Below are 17,016 nucleotides of genomic sequence, written 5' to 3'. Positions count from 1 at the left end.
CGTGTTTGGTATTATTTTGTTGGTACGAATTCAAAGATTTGCATCAATAATATTGAATAAATGGCCACTTCGTACTAAATTGTAATTGTAGTGTAATAAAAAGGAGAAATTGCCTATGCATCATGAAATGATCCAACATTCAAATTTTGGCGTGATTAGCCGTACTTGCTTATTTTCACTAGGTTCAGTGGTTGCCATTCTCGCGCTAATCTAACCCTACCTGCTTTCTTAGAGGACAGTTCAAATTCCAATTAAACATTGGCTTCTGGGTGCTCCTCTAGGCAAAAGACCCTTCTTTTTGTTGCTTTTTTATTACAATCTTATCGCTATACTCTAATTACACCATATTTGCTGTAAAAGGGTTTACCTATGTCGGTTTGGGATAGTATTCATCTCTCCACGCGCTTTACTGAATTTCCCGCGAGCTTTTATACTCCCGTGAATCCAACGCCGCTTTTGGCGCCGCAATGGGTGGCTTGGAATAGTGATCTTGCCACGCAGTTAAGATTGCCGCGGCACGTTGATGATTACCCAGAGCTATTAGCAGTATTGTCTGGAATGGAGTCCATTGATTCCCTATCGCCGCTGGCAATGAAATACGCTGGACATCAATTTGGGGTCTATAACCCTGATTTAGGTGACGGTCGTGGATTACTCCTTGGTGAGATAGAAGACAAAAATGGTGTTTATCAAGACATTCATATTAAAGGGGCGGGGAAAACACCGTATTCTCGGATGGGAGATGGGCGGGCAGTACTTCGTTCAACGATTCGAGAGTATTTATGTAGTGAAGCCATGCATGGGCTAGGTATCCCAACAACCCGAGCATTGGGCATGATGGTCAGCGAGACTCTAGTCTATCGAGAGCGTGTTGAACAGGGAGCGATGCTAGTGAGGGTTGCGGAAACGCATATTCGCTTCGGTCATTTCGAACATTTCTTTTACACCGGACAACATAGCGAACTAAAACTACTGCTAGATAAGGTGATTGAATGGCATTTTCCAGACAGTCTGAATCAGGCTCACCCTTATGCGTATTTTTTCAATCAAGTCGTGACAAAAACTGCGCAGATGATCGCCCAGTGGCAGTCGGTTGGTTTTGCTCATGGTGTGATGAATACCGATAACATGTCGGTGCTAGGACAAACGTTTGACTACGGACCGTTTGCTTTTCTCGATGACTATGAGCCTAGCTATATTTGCAATCACTCCGATTATCAGGGGCGCTATGCGTTTGACAATCAGCCTTCCATTGCGTTGTGGAACTTAACCGCTTTAGCACATGCATTGTCACCATTTATCGAGCGAGCGGAGCTGGATAACGCGCTTGAAGGGTTCACCGCTACCTTACAGAGCGAATACAGCCAACAGATGCGCGCCAAGTTTGGGTTATTGACGAAACAGAGCGAAGATGGTGTGTTTTTTAATGATGCATTTGAATTTATTGAGCGTCATCAGGTCGATTTTACGCTGTTCTTTAGAACGCTTTCTAACCTAGATACTAGCGGAAAGACACCAGTACTGGACTTGTTCAATGATAAAACTGAAGCAGAAAAATGGTTGCAACGTTATCAGGCTCGGGCAACGCTAGAGCCGTTATCTGTTGATGAACGTTGTGATGGAATGCGCGCGGTAAATCCCAAATACATACTGCGTAATTATTTGGCTCAACAAGCCATCGAAGAGGCGGAGCAGGGCAATTTTCACTTAGTTAATACACTGTTCAAGGTATTAACAACGCCCTACGATGAACATCCCGAATCAGCAGCCTTAGCGGCGCCCCCACCAAACTGGGGGAAAAAAATGGAGATCAGTTGCTCTTCATAAAGTTGAATACTTTTTGTGCTATCAGTTTTTACATGGCTTGTTAAGTATCACTTTCGTGATCTTGGTCAAGATTCGTATGTTAATTTTATTAATGAAGCGATGATAAATAAAACCGCAAAGCCTTACACTATAGGCTGTGACGTAATCATTAAGGATTGGAAATGCAACCAAAGACACACATTCTTGTCGTAGATGACGATGAGGAGATCCGCTTATTACTTGATGAGTATTTGAGTAAGTCGGGTTTTCAGGTCACCACAGCAGAAGATGGTGTTGAAATGGAGTTGTTCATTAAAGCCAAAGGCTATCCAGACTTAATTTTACTGGACGTCATGTTACCTGGTGATGATGGCTTTACGTTGTGTCAACGTGTGCGCCGTGACTCGCAAGTGCCGATTATTATGCTGACGGCCGTTTCAGATGAAACGGATCAGATTATTGGTCTGGAAATTGGTGCTGATGACTACATTGCTAAGCCGTTCAGCCCTCGTCAACTGATGGCGCGTATTAAAGCGCTATTGAGACGAGCTCACATTCATGAAGATCGCGATGAACAGCCACCAAGAACGATTGATTTTGGTGACTGGCGTCTTGATACATTATCGCAACGTATGGTGAATCGGGTGACCAATCGCCATCATGATTTGTCTGGTAGTGATTTTGCGTTATTGATGTTGTTTCTGTCTAAGCCCAACGAAGTGTTGGATAGGGACACCATTTCATTTGCGACTCGCGGCAGAGAAGCGCTACCGTTTGAACGCGGGATTGATGTGCAACTGAGCCGAATCCGTAATCGATTAGGCAAAAGTGCCGAGTACCCACATTACATTAAAACGATGCGTGGTAACGGATATATTCTTTCCGTTCCGGTTGAGTATGGTTATTAGTGTTGGCGATGGCTCCAACCGTAACTTGTTGCGAATGGCGCTTAGTTACAATGGCGCTTAGTTACAATGGCGCTTAGATACAATGGTGCTTAGTTAAAATAGTACTTAGTTAAATTGGCGCTAAGTTAGAATGGTAAATTCCTGATGTCTCGTTCCCGCTGGTTAAGACGCTTTAACCTTAATACGCTTGTTGCTCGTACGTTGTTATTAACCCTGTTAGCGGTGGTCTGCTCGCAGGGCGTTCTAACCGCTATCTGGTATCAAAAAACCAAACAAGATGAGCTGGCGGGGATCCGAGATACTTCCGCTAGCATGGCAAACATGTTTGCATCGACGGTGACCTTTTTTCAAAAGTTGCCCATCAAATACCGACATATTGTTCTAGACCAAATCCGTAATATGGGTGGAACACGCTTCTTCGTATCGTTTAATAAAGAAGAGCTTATCGTCGACCCGATTCCAGACACGCCTTTAAAGCTGGCCTCGATGACATCGGTCAGCGACGTATTGAATGAAAAACTACCGTCGATTCAAGCGGTTAGTGTTGAGTTCTCTAAAGCAGAAAATTTAAGATTATTAAAAAACGATATTTTTCTCAATGACTTACCCAAGTCATGGGCGCACCATACACTAACGCTTGGACCGCTTGATCCTCCAGTGCTTGTTGTGCAGTTAAAAATTGCCCAAGGCGAGTGGTTGTATATTGCCGCGTTGTTACCGTCTCCTTATATCCAGCTCGATGATACGATGTTGACTCAAGATCAAATGGTGTTTTTGATCACCTCTACCACATTGCTATTGCTACTCACATTTTTACTGGTTCGAGCGCAGGTGAAACCATTACGGCGCTTAGCAAAAGCGGCGAATGATATGAGCATGGATATTGACCAGCCACCACTCATTGAACAAGGCGCGACAGAACTTGTGACGGCAACGCGTGCCTTTAATCGCATGCAGACGCGTATTCGTAAGTACATTGCCGATCGTGAACATCTGTTTTCGTCGATTTCTCATGATTTAAAAACACCAATCACGCGATTGCGATTGCGTGCTGAGTTGCTCGATGATGACGCTAAGCGTGACAAGTTCAATCTTGATCTCGATGAACTCGAAATGATGGTAAAAGGTGCGCTGCAGTGCGTTCGTGACACGGATCTGCATGAAAATAACGCTTATATCGACCTTAATGAGATTATCCGTAGTGTTTCTGAAATGCATAACCAAGTGCATACGCTAGTATCGGTCACGTCCGAGCCGATTGAACCTTTTATTGCCAAACCACTTGCGATTAAGCGAGTGCTAACCAACTTAGTGGATAACGCCGTTAAGTACGGGGATAGAGCATTCATTAACGTTGAAGAAACACCGAATTGGATAATCGTGACGATTCAAGACAAAGGGCCGGGTATCCCGAAAGAGAAAATTGAAGCGGTTTTTGAGCCGTATGTGAGATTGGCAACAGATAAAGATGGGCACGGCCTTGGACTCGGGATATGCCGCAGTATTCTCCACGGCTTAGGCGGGGATTTAATCATGCGAAACGCAGATGTTGGCGGCCTAGAGGTACAGGTCTTCATCCCGCCAAACCTAGAAGCTTAGTAATAAACTTAGAAGCGTAGTAAAAACTAGATGCTTAGTCATAAACTAGAAACTTAGTGAAAACTGATTAACTTCTATCTATTCCACCCTAGATAGCTCGTGGACTGCGAGTGTTGTACGACGACGATGTGAACGACAATGAGAATAAACAAGCTGCTACTGACACTATCGATGGCCACCTCGGCTCTATTGCCCGTTCTTACTCATGCGGGAGAAGTCGAAGTGCTGCACTGGTGGACGTCAGGCGGAGAAGCAAAGTCAGTACAACCGTTGAAACAGCGCCTTGAAGAGCAGGGTCATACTTGGAAAGATTTCGCTGTAGCGGGCGGTGGTGGCGAAACTGCAATGACGGTACTCAAAACGCGCGCCGTATCGGGCAATCCGCCATCGGCTGCACAAATAAAGGGCCATGATATTCAAGAGTGGGGAAGCCTGGGCTTTTTAACCAACTTGGACGATGTGGCTGCAGCAGGGGAATGGGACACAAAAGTCCCGAAAATCGTCACCGATATCATGAAGTTTGATGGTGAGTACGTGGCGGTGCCCGTCAACATCCACCGAGTGAACTGGTTGTGGGCGAACCCTGAGGTACTAAAAAAAGCAGGGGTGAGTGTGCCTACCACTCTTGATGAATTTTTTGTTGTAGCTGAAAAAATTAAGTCGGCAGGTTACTTACCGTTATCAAACGGTGTGGGTTCTTGGCAAGATGCGACCATGTTTGAAACCATCGCCTTAAGTGTGTTGGGAACAGAAGGTTACACAAAGGCTTTTGTTGAACTTGACCTAGACATGTTGGCAAGCGACAAAATGGTGGAAGCGCTCGTTAAATTTAAGAAACTACGTGAGTATATGGATGCCGATGCACCAGAGCGTCAGTGGTATGTCGCGACTTCCATGGTAGCCAATGGTGAAGCCGCAATGCAGATAATGGGTGACTGGGCAAAAGGTGAGTTTATCGCGTTAGGTAAAGTACCCGGTAAGGATTTTATCTGCGCGCCAGCTCCGGGCACGGCGGCTCAATTTGCTTACAACATTGATAGCTTTGCCTTTTTTGATTTAAAAGACAGTGGTGATGTGGATGCCCAGAAAGCACTCGCCGCCGCAATCTTAGACAAAAACTTTCAAGAAACCTTTAATCTTAAAAAAGGCTCATTACCCGCCAGAACGGATTTAGACACGTCTAAGTTCGACCAATGCTCACTGGATTCATTGGAGAGTTTTAAAATGGCAGAAAAGAGCGGTGATCTGGTGCCGAGTGTGTCACAAGGAATGGCGACAACGAGTTACGTGCAAGGTGCTATCTTCGATGTCGTGACGGACTTTTTTAATGATCCAAATGCCGACCCTAAAAAGACCGCGAAGAAGCTAGCCAAAGCGGTAAAAGCGGCGATTTAGGTAAGCAGGGGGGGGTAATACCCCGCCTCCGCCCGGTATCGCTTAGTCGTTACTCAACGTTTAGGTGTGCCGCTAATTCATAAATGCCTTCGGTGTTACTGACTGTAAGTACCCAAGTTCAAATACCGTCATTCCACTATCCGTGTGCCTACGTCGGAAGGAATCTACGACAACGCTCACCGAATCACACGCTACACCGCGGCTCGTTGTTTGACGAGGCTTGGCCTATTTCTTCTTTCAGCAAATAACCAATCACTTAATCGGTGTATCATTTAACTTATTTTTTCTAATATTTTCATCCGTTGACACTGACTATTAGGTAATTCAGTCATAATGACAGGGAAGAACGGCACACACACACCATATTATTCAGTAAGATACGACTATTTATTCGCCAGTAATTAGTCGGACTTGTATAGGAATAAGTGTCATGAGTATATCGGATATAAAAGTAGTAGAGTTTCATCAAAAGCAAGGTGGTCAGTCCGTCTCTGCCGATGAGCTAACAAGCTACTTGACTGACGGTGGTTCAATATCAAAATTTCACTATACGCTGCCTGATGAGTTGCAACGAATACTTGCTCCTTTTGTGGGACAAGGCCCAAATGCTTACCTCAACGTATTAAAGTCCCAATTAAAATCAGAAAGGTGGGTGGCAGTCAACGCGGCATCTTCCGTGTCTGCCTCTTCTTATAAAAGTGCGTACTACCCACCAGTGCAACAAGAGCCTCAACTCGCAAGCGCCCAAACCACCGTCAGTCATACAGAAGAAGACCAAAGACCGGAGCTTGAATACGCTTTTGAGCTCTCTTGCTCTCAATCGTCTTTTAATGCACATGTTGGATGGGATGTGGCGTTAGCGAAGACGAGGACATCGCCAATACATTCTCGTTGGAGTGAGCAAGAAAACGAGCACAGCATGCAATTGGTGGCCAACGTAAAAGAGGATGCACCAAGGACGCTAGCACTGTCATCGCGAGGTACTTCGGTACCTCTTTCCATACCCAACGTTTTAGCCAAGCCTAAAGGGACGAACGCGCTCAATGAAGCCTTCCTCGCAGTGATGCCAGCCGTACAGTTTGGTGAACGACTAGGGCTTGCCACTCAAGGATATTATTACCACTTTAGTGAAGGAAAGCTCGTTCAAGAGTATAAAATCATCGGTAATGGTAATTGCCGGTTCTGCCTGACCTATTCGGATGAACTCACACTTAGCGATGAGCTTCGCCCTACCGCTTGGCAAAGTGCGATCCCGATTCAATGGCGTATAGATAATCAGATATTGGACAACCAGCACTTACTCTATCTACCTCGTAAGTTAACACAAGATGAGTTTTCAGCGGTGAACTCAGCATGGCTCAACGAACAAGGGCTTGCATTGAATATTTCAGAGCTTGTGGATGCAGGGCAAGGTAAGGAAACCCATAACGAACGGTATTATTCGCCACTGGAGTGCCATTACTCATACCCTGGCCGTTTATTACATGGGACAGAGATTGTCGCTATCAATAGTCCCAGTATCGTTGCAAAAGGTATTCCGGTCGTCAATCTTCGCCCTGAAAAGCTCTTTCGTATCGGCGTGTTTTTTGATGGCACGGGGGCCAACGATAAGAATGACGCTTACAAAGAGCTGCGTGGAAATAAGTCACGCAGTAATGTGGCGCGTTTGTTTGCGGCTTATCCGCAAATTCAAGGTGAATCAGCAGCAATCTACGTATCCGGTGTCGGCACCGCCGACATTGAAGACGACAGTCAGCGCCCCTCCATCATAGATGCAGAAAAAGATGAAACCGGTCCAGAGCAGGCACTTGGGGTGAGTGCTCAGCAGGCGTTTGGTGGAGACTTTGCTGATGCAATTGCAGGCATTAGCGGCAAAGTCTTGCTCAACTATGTGGACGGTGAAAATGGTGCGTTTTACAAATGGCAAAGTTTGTTGTCGACATTACGAGATATCGCAACGGATGAATCAAGCGGATACCAAGCCGCCACCCATGTCGTTTTTGATGTTATCGGTTTTAGCCGCGGTGCGGCATTGTCTCGTCACTTTGTTAATGCCCTGTATCAAGGTTTACCCGATTACCATCGACAGATCACGGGTAAGCAAACGGATGTCACAATTCACCCTCATCTACTGGGTAATGAAACCAACAAAACGTTTTCTGAAGAAGGGGGGTATGAGCGAGACGATACCAAAGGTGTTAGTGTACGGTTCTTAGGGTTATTTGATACCGTAGGGTCGTTTTACTTAGCAGGGAATAACGATGAAGGTAATTTTCAGTTGGGTCTTGAGCCGACGATGGCCACCACGGTCTTGCAGTTGGTTGCAGAACATGAATATCGGAAAAACTTCCCTTTAACTTCACTGAGTCGCGATAATTGGTTACCCGATAATTTCCACCAAGAATACTTCCCAGGATGTCATACCGATGTGGGGGGAGGCTACCCTTCGATTGAGCAATATGAGAAAAAGGGACTCCCTGACTATGTGGGCTTTCCGGTGAGCGGTACCTACAACCGTAACGAAATTAAATCAGAAACCATTGATATCGTGCACGCTAATTTTGCATACCCTGGGGGAAGTCTAGATAAGGCTGCGATGATAGAGCGCACTCGCCAAGTTAAAGATGCCGAATGGAAGAAGACATGCCGACAACGGTTTGGCCACTACGGTGAGGTTAAAGAAAAAGATAACACGCTTTATTTTTATCACTTTAAACCCGTGAATAATGCTATAGCGGGACTAGCCCTTGAGCGCATGAAGCAACAGGCTCAAAACGTAGGGATTGAGTGGATCGAAAGGGCGTATGTTGAAAATCTGATTCCTGACTATGTGAACGATGAGCTATGCCAAATTTTGTGGGCTAAATTATCAACCAAATCATTGGGAGAACTGACCGTTGAAGATTGGGAGACAACGCTTCAACCAACGCTTATTTTTGACAGCTATATCCACCGCTCTCATGATACGGTGATGAACCTCCCGTATAAGACGGTAGCTGAAACGATTATAAATGGTATCACGACAGATGAAAAAACAGAGAAAACACCAGAGCGGAGAATTTGGGATAATGTCTAAGCACTTAATCACGATACTTTTCATAGCAGTGGGCGCCTTGAGTGGCTGTCAAGAAGAGCAACCGTTGATAAAAGCGACCATCGGTAACGCGGGAAGCCTTAGTGATTTTTATGTTATGAGTGACGTGTCTATCCAAACCACAGGAGGGGGGTGGACTGGCTTTAGTTATGGCGCTGTCAATGGCTATCCTGGAAAGAGTGCTGACATCGGTAAAATGGGCGTCCCATCACGCATCAAAGGTATGTGGAGTAAAGGTTGGAGTTATGATGATGAATTAGTCTACTACCGTATTGATGCGCCGATTGACTCTGAGTTAGCCGAGAAAAAAATGCGTACTTTGCAGAACTTCTATGAAAACCACGAACGAAAAAGTGGGGTAATGCAGGTGGTTGTTGACGAGGCGCGCATTCAAGTGATGTTCACTAAAAAGTGTCATGAACCTTATGATAATTGCTCCTCTGCTCGAAATAGTGATCCAGAAGGGTGGGTCGTTAAGTCTCCTACCGGCCATACGGATGTTGTTGTTCTATTTGATGGTAAAGGTGAGTCTTCGCCTGTACCGTTTGAATGATGGCTTGAGATACTTGTAGCTATTAGTAGTTTTCTAATTTAGAAGAATCTCTAATAAGGTTTCAAACTTAAATCAGAAACCATTGATATCGTGCACGCTAATTTTTCATACCCAGGGGGAAGTCTAGATAAGGCTGCGATGATAGAGCGCACTCGCCAAGTTAAAGACGCCGAATGGAAGAAGACATGCCGACAACGATTTGGCCACTACGGTGAGGTTAAAGAAAAAGATAACACGCTTTATTTTTATCACTTTAAACCCGTGAGTAATGCTATAGCGGGGCTAGCCCTTGAGCGCATGAAACAGCAAGGAGCAATGGTTGGCATTGATTGGCTTGACGGTGATTATCAGGAAAACCTAACTCCTGACTATGTCACCGATGAGCTTTGTCAATCTTTATGGAGTGAATTATCAACCAAGCCATTGGGAGAAATAACCACGGAAGATTGGGAGACAACGCTTCAACCAATGCTTACCTTTGACAGCTATATCCACCGCTCTCATGAACCTCCCGTATAAGACGGTAGCTGAAATAATTATAAATGGCATCACAACAGATGAAAAAACAGAGAAAACACCAGAGCGGAGAATCTGGGACAATGTCTAAGCACTTAATCACGATACTCGTCATAGCAGTGGGCGCCTTGAGTGGCTGTCAAGAAAAGCAACCGTTAATAAAAGCGACCATCGGTAACGCGGGGAGCCTTAGTGATTTTTATGTTATGAGTGACGTGTCTATCCAAACCACAGGAGGGGGGTGGACTGGCTTTAGTTATGGCGCTGTCAATGGCTACCCTGGAGCCAGTGCTGATATCGGTAAAATGGGTGTCCCATCACGCATCAAAGGTATGTGGAGTAAAGGTTGGAGTTATGATGATGAATTAGTCTACTACCGTATTGATGCGCCAATTGACGCTGAATTAGCCGAGAAAAAAATGCGTACTTTGCAAAACTATTATAAAGACTACCAGCCTACTCGAGCTTCAATGCAGGTCATCGTAGATGAAGAGCGTATTCAAGTTATGTTTACTGTTGGTTGTTATTCTTACCGGATGGATTGTTCACCAAATGAAGATGCGGATCCAAATGGATGGGTGGTGATGAACCCATCGAGCACAACAGAAATGGTTGTTTTGTTTGATGGTAAAGGTGAGTCTTCGCCTGTACCGTTTGAATGATGGCTTGAGATACTTGTAGTTATTAGTAGTTTTCTAATTTAGAAGAATCGCTAACAAGCTTCTGTCCAAAAACGTTTTTGAAATTGATCAATATTTATTGCCATCGCCTTAACCTTGGTAATCGTAATACACTTACAAATAATCAAGTTTTAGGATTCAAATTGATGAAAATAGTGTGAAGAACCCACATTTCCGATCGAACTATTTTGTCCTTTGATACTGACTCTAATTGCTCACGCTGAATGCCATTGATGACGGATTAAGAATTCTCCGGACCTTAAATGGTCTCGTGCGCCATAGCTAAATTTTGCTCAGACATAAAAAATCCCCATTAACGTTGTTAATAGGGATTATCTTCTGAATGCAATATCGTTTAAGTCTTCTTAAACGATATTGATGCTAAGCGCTTTTTTAAGTCGCGTTAATGCATCTTCTAACACCTCAGCAGGACAGCCTAGGTTCAAGCGAATAAACCCCGTTCCTTCTTCGCCAAACGCACACCCCATACTCGGTACGATACCGGCGCCAATGAGTTTTTGTTCAAGCTCAGCATCGCTTATGTTCATTGCTCGGCAGTCAAGCCATGCAAGGTAAGTCGCTTGAGGTCTTACAAAACGAACATAAGGTAATTCTGCTTTCAAAAATCCGTGCAGTGTTTCGATGTTGCCTTGTAAATATTGTTTTAATTCCGCTAGCCAAGCATCACACTCTTGATATGCAGTGGTCGCTGCTGACATCGATAGGCTGTTGTAGCAATCCATGCCATGGGCATCCAAGCGGCGAACAAACTGATTCTTCAACTCCGGATTTCGAATGATAAAGTTTGAAATTCTCAATGATGACAAACCAAAGGTTTTACTGGCCGCTGTTGCGACAATGAGCTTGTCAGTCAGTGCTTTTGGCAAATTTAACGTCGAATGAAAAGCATTCGGTGCTAGTGTTAGGTCGCTCCAAATTTCATCGCTGATTAGCCACACATCGTGTTTTTGGCAAAGCTCGGCAACTTGCATGATTTCTTGCTCGCTCCATACTCTACCTGTCGGGTTGTGTGGGTTGCAGAAAATCAATGCTTTGGCGCCACTCGCAAAGCAGTCTTCCAGATGTGCGAAATCAAGCTGGTAATGACCTCCCGATTCTATCAACGGATTGTTCAGCACTTTACGATCATTTAGTTCAATGATCTTACGGAATGAACCGTAGCCCGGGCTTTGAATAACGATTTGGTCATTCACTTGCGTGAGCATTTGTAATGCCATAGCAATACCGGGTAAAACGCCATGCACCGTTGTAATCCACTCTCGTTTAATTTCTGTTTGATGTTGGTTTTTAAACCAATCGATCGCGGCTTGGTAGTAGTCATCCTGACGTTCTGAGTAACCAAAAATACCATGCGAGACATCTTGTGCTAAGCGATCTAATACTTGTTGAGGTGCTTGGAAGTCATAGTCAGACACCCACATTGGCAGTAAGTCGGTGCCTTCTAAGCCAAGCTTCTGCTGCATAAAGTCCCACTTTACCGATCCTGTATTTCGGCGGTTAATCGTATTGTCGAAAGAATTCATAGGAAGCGAGCCTTATTTTGTGTTGTTAGCGGGTGCAGCGTTGTTAATAGTAGAAGTTTGTCGCGTGTCTTCTGCTTGTTCTGGCTTTGCTTGTGCGATACCAAATCCAGTGAAACCATAAATCAGAGCGAAAACGACACCGGTGTAGCACTGGATTGCCCAAGGTAGGTAATCTAGCGTTGCAACACCTAGCGTGCTTGCCATGTAAATGCCAGCGGCAGTCCAAGGAACCAGTGGTTCGATGATAGTGCCCGCATCTTCGATGGTTCTAGATAGGTTTTTGGTGTCGAGTCCCATCTTACGGTAAGCGTTCTGGAACAATTCACCAGGGATAAGAAGTGCTAATTTACCGTCAGAGGTTGTGAATACGACTGTGATGGTTGCAATCACTGTTGATGCGATAAGTTGACCTGTTGAGTGGATGAGGTGTAGGAAACGACCCAGTACTACATTCAACGCGCCCGTTAAGCTTAAAATACCAGCAAAAGAGAAGGCGCAGAAAACCAGTAGAATGGTGCTCATCATTGAGAACAGGCCGCCACGGTTAAGCAGTTTTGATACGTCTGGGATTAGCCCGTCAGTCGCTGTTCCATTTGCTTCGAATAACGAAACATTGAAGCCGTCAACATAAGCTTGGAAGCCTTGTTGTAGCGAGAAACCTTGTAAAACCATGCCCAGTACAATCGCTAGTGCTGAAGCGCCTAACATCAGTGGCAGAACGGGTTTCTTAGTTAATGCACCCCAAAGGATCATAACTGGCGGGATGATAAGGAAGATGCTGAAGTTATAAAGGCTGTCCAGCCCCGCAAGGATTTGCGTTACTTTCTCTGGCTGACCAATGTTTGCAACATCAGCGCTTTGTCCTGCGAAGAAGAAGACAACAGAAGCAATCACAAAACCAGGCAGTGTCGTGTAAAGCATGTGCTGAATGTGTTCGTATAGTGTGGTGCCAGAAACGACAGGTGCAAAGTTTGTTGAATCAGAAAGAGGAGAGATCTTGTCGCCAAAGTAGGCACCAGAGACAACAGCGCCCGCTGCGGCAGCAAGTGACACATCTAAGCCTGCGGCAACCCCCATCAATGCAACACCAACCGTACCTGCAGAACCCCATGAAGTACCTGTACATACCGAGACGATAGAAGTGACGAAAAATGCTGCAATTAGAATGTATTCAGCACTGATGACTTTAAGTCCCCAGTAAACCATGTATGGGATGGTGCCGCTGATCATCCAGCTGGCAATTAGACCGCCCACTGAAACCAATATCAATATTACAGGCATTGCTTTGGCGAGTTTTTCAACAATAGCGTTGATGATGTCATCCCAGTTATAGCCCATTTTCCAAGCAATACATGCGGTGAAAGTGGCAGAAATCAGTAGTAGAACCTCAATGCGAAGTCCTAACACACCGTATCCAATAGCAAGCAACGCAAACATAACGGCTATAGGCGCTAATGCTAATCCGAACGATGGTAGAGGCTTTGAGTTATTCATATTAGTTGTCCTCAGGTGAATGTAGGGTTTGTTCGGAATGGATAATAAGCGTGCTCTGAGATCGAAAGTGCGACTTCAGCATTGTTTTCATGTAAGCGGTTACATGAGGTGTGTACATGAGATTTTGGTCACATTTTGTCTCATTTTAGCGCTTGATTGCCTTAACGGTCTGTCTTTCAACCAAGGTTGCTTCGAATTTATGTTGTGTCGGCGGTACGTACCCCGCTGACTTCAACTTAATTGCGAGGTTGGCTGCGTAGGTCGACATTTCATCGATAGGGTTGTGCATTGTGGTCAATCTCGGGTAAAGGTAGCGAGCGAGTAAGACGTCATCAAAGCCGATCACTGAAATATCGTTGGGTACAGAGATACCTTGGTCCTGCAGACTGGTCATTAAGCCTGCGGCCATCACATCATTAAAGGTGACAGCTGCGGTAACCTCTGAGCATTGGCTTGCTAAGATGTCGCCAGCCGCTTCACCACCCGACTCACTAAAGTTTTGGCTGATGATCCAGTTGGGTTGTATTTCGATATTGGCCGCTTTCATGGCGTCTCGGTAGCCTTCCAGTCGGTCGGTTCTGTCTTCTATGGGTAGGTCGCTAGAGACGTAAGCTATTTTCCTATGCCCGAGCTTGATCAGGTGCTGTACCGATATTTGTGTGCCTAGTCTATTGTCTACCCATACCGAGCGATTCGATATTTGGGCGATGGTGCGGTTGAGCAATACCATGGCGGGTAACTGAGCGGTGTAACGCAATAGCGTCGTGTCATCGAGCATTTTTGAGTGAATGACCATCGCCTCACAGCCTTGGCTGATAAGAAAGTCTAGGCCTTCTTTTTCTCGTTGGGCGTTATGTCCACCGCTAACTACAACGAGCTGGTAACCATTGGTACGGGCGACTTCTTCAACGCTTTTTGCAACCAGAGCAAAGAATGGGTCGGCTAAGTTACCGGTTAACAAGCCCAAAGTATTACTGCTTCGGCTCGCCAGAGCGGTTGCTCGTGCATCGCGATGGTAGTTGAGCTCTTTTACTGCTCGTTCTACGCGTTCCAAGGTGATTGGCTCGACATAACAGGTGCGGTTTAAGGCGCGTGAAACGGTTGCTGTTGAAACTCCGGCAAGTGCCGCTACATCTTTGATGGTTGCCACGTCGAACTCCGCAGGGCATAGAAAGGCTGCGAGTGTAACGAATCTTTGCTGTTAAAAACGTTAATAAGGTCAAACCTTATTGATGACACCATGATATATAGGGCAGACCTGACATCACCTAGTGTGTATGTTTAGCTATTATCCGGCTCCATTCAAGTTAGGGGGGAAGTAGCTGTGATTCTTTAAACGCTGTGAGTAGATTCCTGCTTGCGCAGGAATAGCGAGTTATGGCGTACGTTGGCTGCTGACGAAGAAGCAATCCTATTCAAAAATAGCGTGAAAATGGTCAAATCCTATTGCCTTTCGTTGGCCGCAAATCAAGCGTGTGTTCCTTTTACAAAATGAGTCATTGTTTACCCTTTCTAACGTAACTGATGGGTCATTTCCCCCCCATTTTCTTAGTCTATTTCGGTATTTAGATGTGAGCTTTCGGTTAAATCATTGAAATGTAGTTATATTTCATGGTTGGCATTCAACTTGCTCTATAGAAGTATCAGTACCCATTGAAGGGACTGCTTCAATCCAAGGAGAATAAGAATGTTAAAGCCTCTATCCCTACTTACGGTTTCCATCCTGTCTGTTGCGAGTTTCAATGCGGCCGCTAATTGCGATCCGGGTGAAATTGTTATTAAGTTTAGCCACGTAACGAATACCGACAAACACCCAAAAGGCATCGCGGCATCGTTACTTGAAGAGCGTGTGAATACCGAGATGAACGGCAAGGCGTGTATGCAGGTTTTCCCAAACTCGACACTTTATGATGACAATAAAGTGCTTGAAGCGATGCTGAATGGCGATGTGCAGCTTGCTGCGCCATCATTGTCTAAGTTTGAAAAGTTCACGAAGAAATACCGCATTTTTGATCTCCCCTTTCTATTTGAAGACGTGAACGCCGTAGACCGCTTCCAGAACTCAGAATCTGGTGACAAACTAAAAAATGCAATGAAGCGCCGAGGCTTACAAGGTCTGGCGTTCTGGCATAACGGTATGAAGCAAATGTCAGCGAACAAACCGCTATTGTCACCTGAAGATGCGAAAGGGCTAAAGTTCCGTGTTCAGGCATCCGATGTATTAGTGGCGCAGTTTGAACAGCTTGGTGCAAATCCGCAAAAAATGTCATTTAAAGAAGTGTATGGTGGCTTGCAAACCAAGGTTATTGATGGACAAGAGAACACATGGTCGAACATTTACGGCAAAAAGTTTTTTGAAGTTCAAGATGGTGTGACTGAGACTAACCACGGTATTTTGGACTATTTAGTCGTGACGTCGAATGATTTTTGGAAAGGGCTACCCGACGATGTTCGCGACCAGCTTGGCACTATCATTAAAGAAGTGACAGAAACGCGCAATGCGGAATCCAGCCAGGTTAACTTAGCTAACAAAAACAACATCATTGAAGCGGGTGGGGAAGTTCGAACGTTAACGCCAGAACAGCGCCAGTTGTGGGTGGAAGCTCTACAACCAGTATGGGCAAAGTTTGAGAAAGATATTGGCTCGGAGCTGATTGATGCAGCATTAGCCTCGAATCAACAGTAATACCATCAAACCCAAGTTTGGCCTTGTCCACGCAAGGCCAACTTCTCTTCTCCTTATTTATTAAAAGTGATGGTTCACATGGAACAATCAATAACGACAAAAATCGGTAAGGTGACCGATGCATTTGAAGAAGCGTTGATCGCCTTTTTTCTTGGTGCGATGACGCTGCTGACTTTCGCCAATGTTATTTCTCGCTATGTGTTTAACAGCAATATTCTTTGGGCACTTGAATTAACCGTCTTTATGTTCGCGTGGATGGTACTGGTTGGCGCGTCGTATGGTGTTAAAAAACATTTTCATATTGGCGTGGATGTCATCATCAATATGGTATCCGTTAAGTGGCGTAAAATGTGCGCCATTATCGCGGTACTGAGTTGCTTAACGTTTTCGATACTGCTGCTAATCGGCTCTTGGAATTATTGGTATCCATTTGTCACCGAGCGAGCGTGGTATGAAACCGACGATATCCCTATGCCTGAGATGTTGCAATTTTTGGCTGATTGGCTCAATGAAGGCGAGCGTTACGAGAAACTGCCTCGATTCATCCCTTATATGGCGCTACCAATCGGCATGGCAATGCTGACTTATCGTTTCTTACATGTTGCTTATCAGGTTGTGACAGGAAAAATGGATCGCATGATTGCGGGTCACGAAGCCGAAGAAGATTTAGAGGCGCTAAAGGCTGAGATGGCTGAAAATAACGCCTTCGAAAATATAGCAGCCAGTGAATCTAGCAAGCAC

General features: G+C 45.1%; 12 protein-coding genes and 1 pseudogene. 10 read left to right on the top strand and 3 right to left on the bottom strand.

Annotation, left to right across the window (positions count from 1 at the left end):
- The first annotated feature begins 369 nt into the window (after positions 1–369).
- The 8 genes from L4D74_RS22140 (at position 370) to L4D74_RS22105 (ending at position 10,533) form a co-directional block, all read left to right on the top strand.
- Positions 370–1,827 carry a protein adenylyltransferase SelO gene (locus tag L4D74_RS22140; RefSeq protein WP_428754652.1) on the top strand — a complete coding sequence of 486 codons (1,458 nt, stop codon included), beginning with the start codon at positions 370–372 and terminating at the stop codon, positions 1,825–1,827.
- Between the two features lie 161 nt (positions 1,828–1,988).
- Positions 1,989–2,714: a response regulator gene (locus tag L4D74_RS22135; protein ID WP_428754651.1), complete on the top strand. Its 726-nt coding sequence runs from the start codon at positions 1,989–1,991 to the stop codon at positions 2,712–2,714.
- Between the two features lie 144 nt (positions 2,715–2,858).
- A complete protein-coding gene (locus tag L4D74_RS22130) occupies positions 2,859–4,313 on the top strand; it encodes an ATP-binding protein (protein ID WP_265675927.1) in 1,455 nt (484 codons plus the stop codon).
- A gap of 138 nt (positions 4,314–4,451) precedes the next feature.
- A complete protein-coding gene (locus L4D74_RS22125) occupies positions 4,452–5,708 on the top strand; it encodes an ABC transporter substrate-binding protein (protein WP_428754650.1) in 1,257 nt (418 codons plus the stop codon).
- Between the two features lie 430 nt (positions 5,709–6,138).
- Positions 6,139–8,784: a DUF2235 domain-containing protein gene (locus L4D74_RS22120; protein WP_428754649.1), complete on the top strand. Its 2,646-nt coding sequence runs from the start codon at positions 6,139–6,141 to the stop codon at positions 8,782–8,784.
- On the top strand, positions 8,777–9,355 hold the full coding sequence (locus L4D74_RS22115) for a hypothetical protein (protein WP_428754648.1): 579 nt from the start codon (positions 8,777–8,779) through the stop codon (positions 9,353–9,355). The genes L4D74_RS22120 and L4D74_RS22115 overlap by 8 nt, the downstream gene beginning before the upstream one ends.
- A gap of 90 nt (positions 9,356–9,445) precedes the next feature.
- Positions 9,446–9,874, top strand: coding sequence for a hypothetical protein (locus L4D74_RS22110; RefSeq protein WP_428754647.1), 429 nt, complete (start codon positions 9,446–9,448; stop codon positions 9,872–9,874).
- Between the two features lie 38 nt (positions 9,875–9,912).
- The gene (locus tag L4D74_RS22105) at positions 9,913–10,533 is read left to right on the top strand and encodes a hypothetical protein (protein WP_428754646.1); all 621 of its coding nucleotides are present in this window, start codon (positions 9,913–9,915) and stop codon (positions 10,531–10,533) included.
- A 383-nt stretch (positions 10,534–10,916) separates the two neighbouring features.
- On the opposite strand, the gene L4D74_RS22100 is transcribed toward L4D74_RS22105, so the two are convergent.
- The 3 genes from L4D74_RS22100 to L4D74_RS22090 form a co-directional block, all read right to left on the bottom strand.
- Entirely contained in the window at positions 10,917–12,095 is a 1,179-nt protein-coding gene (locus L4D74_RS22100) for a MalY/PatB family protein (protein WP_428754645.1), read from the bottom strand.
- Positions 12,096–12,107: 12 nt separating this feature from the next.
- Positions 12,108–13,589, bottom strand: a complete 1,482-nt coding sequence (nhaC, locus tag L4D74_RS22095) for a Na+/H+ antiporter NhaC (RefSeq protein ID WP_428754644.1) — start codon at positions 13,587–13,589, stop codon at positions 12,108–12,110.
- A gap of 145 nt (positions 13,590–13,734) precedes the next feature.
- A complete protein-coding gene (locus tag L4D74_RS22090; RefSeq protein ID WP_428754643.1) occupies positions 13,735–14,739 on the bottom strand; it encodes a LacI family DNA-binding transcriptional regulator in 1,005 nt (334 codons plus the stop codon).
- Between the two features lie 537 nt (positions 14,740–15,276).
- Here L4D74_RS22090 and L4D74_RS22085 point away from each other — a divergent pair.
- A complete protein-coding gene (locus tag L4D74_RS22085) occupies positions 15,277–16,275 on the top strand; it encodes a TRAP transporter substrate-binding protein (protein ID WP_428754642.1) in 999 nt (332 codons plus the stop codon).
- Positions 16,276–16,353: 78 nt separating this feature from the next.
- Positions 16,354–16,963, top strand: a pseudogene (locus L4D74_RS22080) (TRAP transporter small permease); the annotation flags it as partial.
- Between the last annotated feature and the right edge of the window lie 53 nt (positions 16,964–17,016).

It is taken from the genome of Vibrio cionasavignyae (assembly GCF_050337155.1).
In the GTDB taxonomy this organism is placed as follows: domain Bacteria; phylum Pseudomonadota; class Gammaproteobacteria; order Enterobacterales; family Vibrionaceae; genus Vibrio; species Vibrio nomapromontoriensis.
This window is presented reverse-complemented; position numbering and strand designations above follow the sequence as displayed.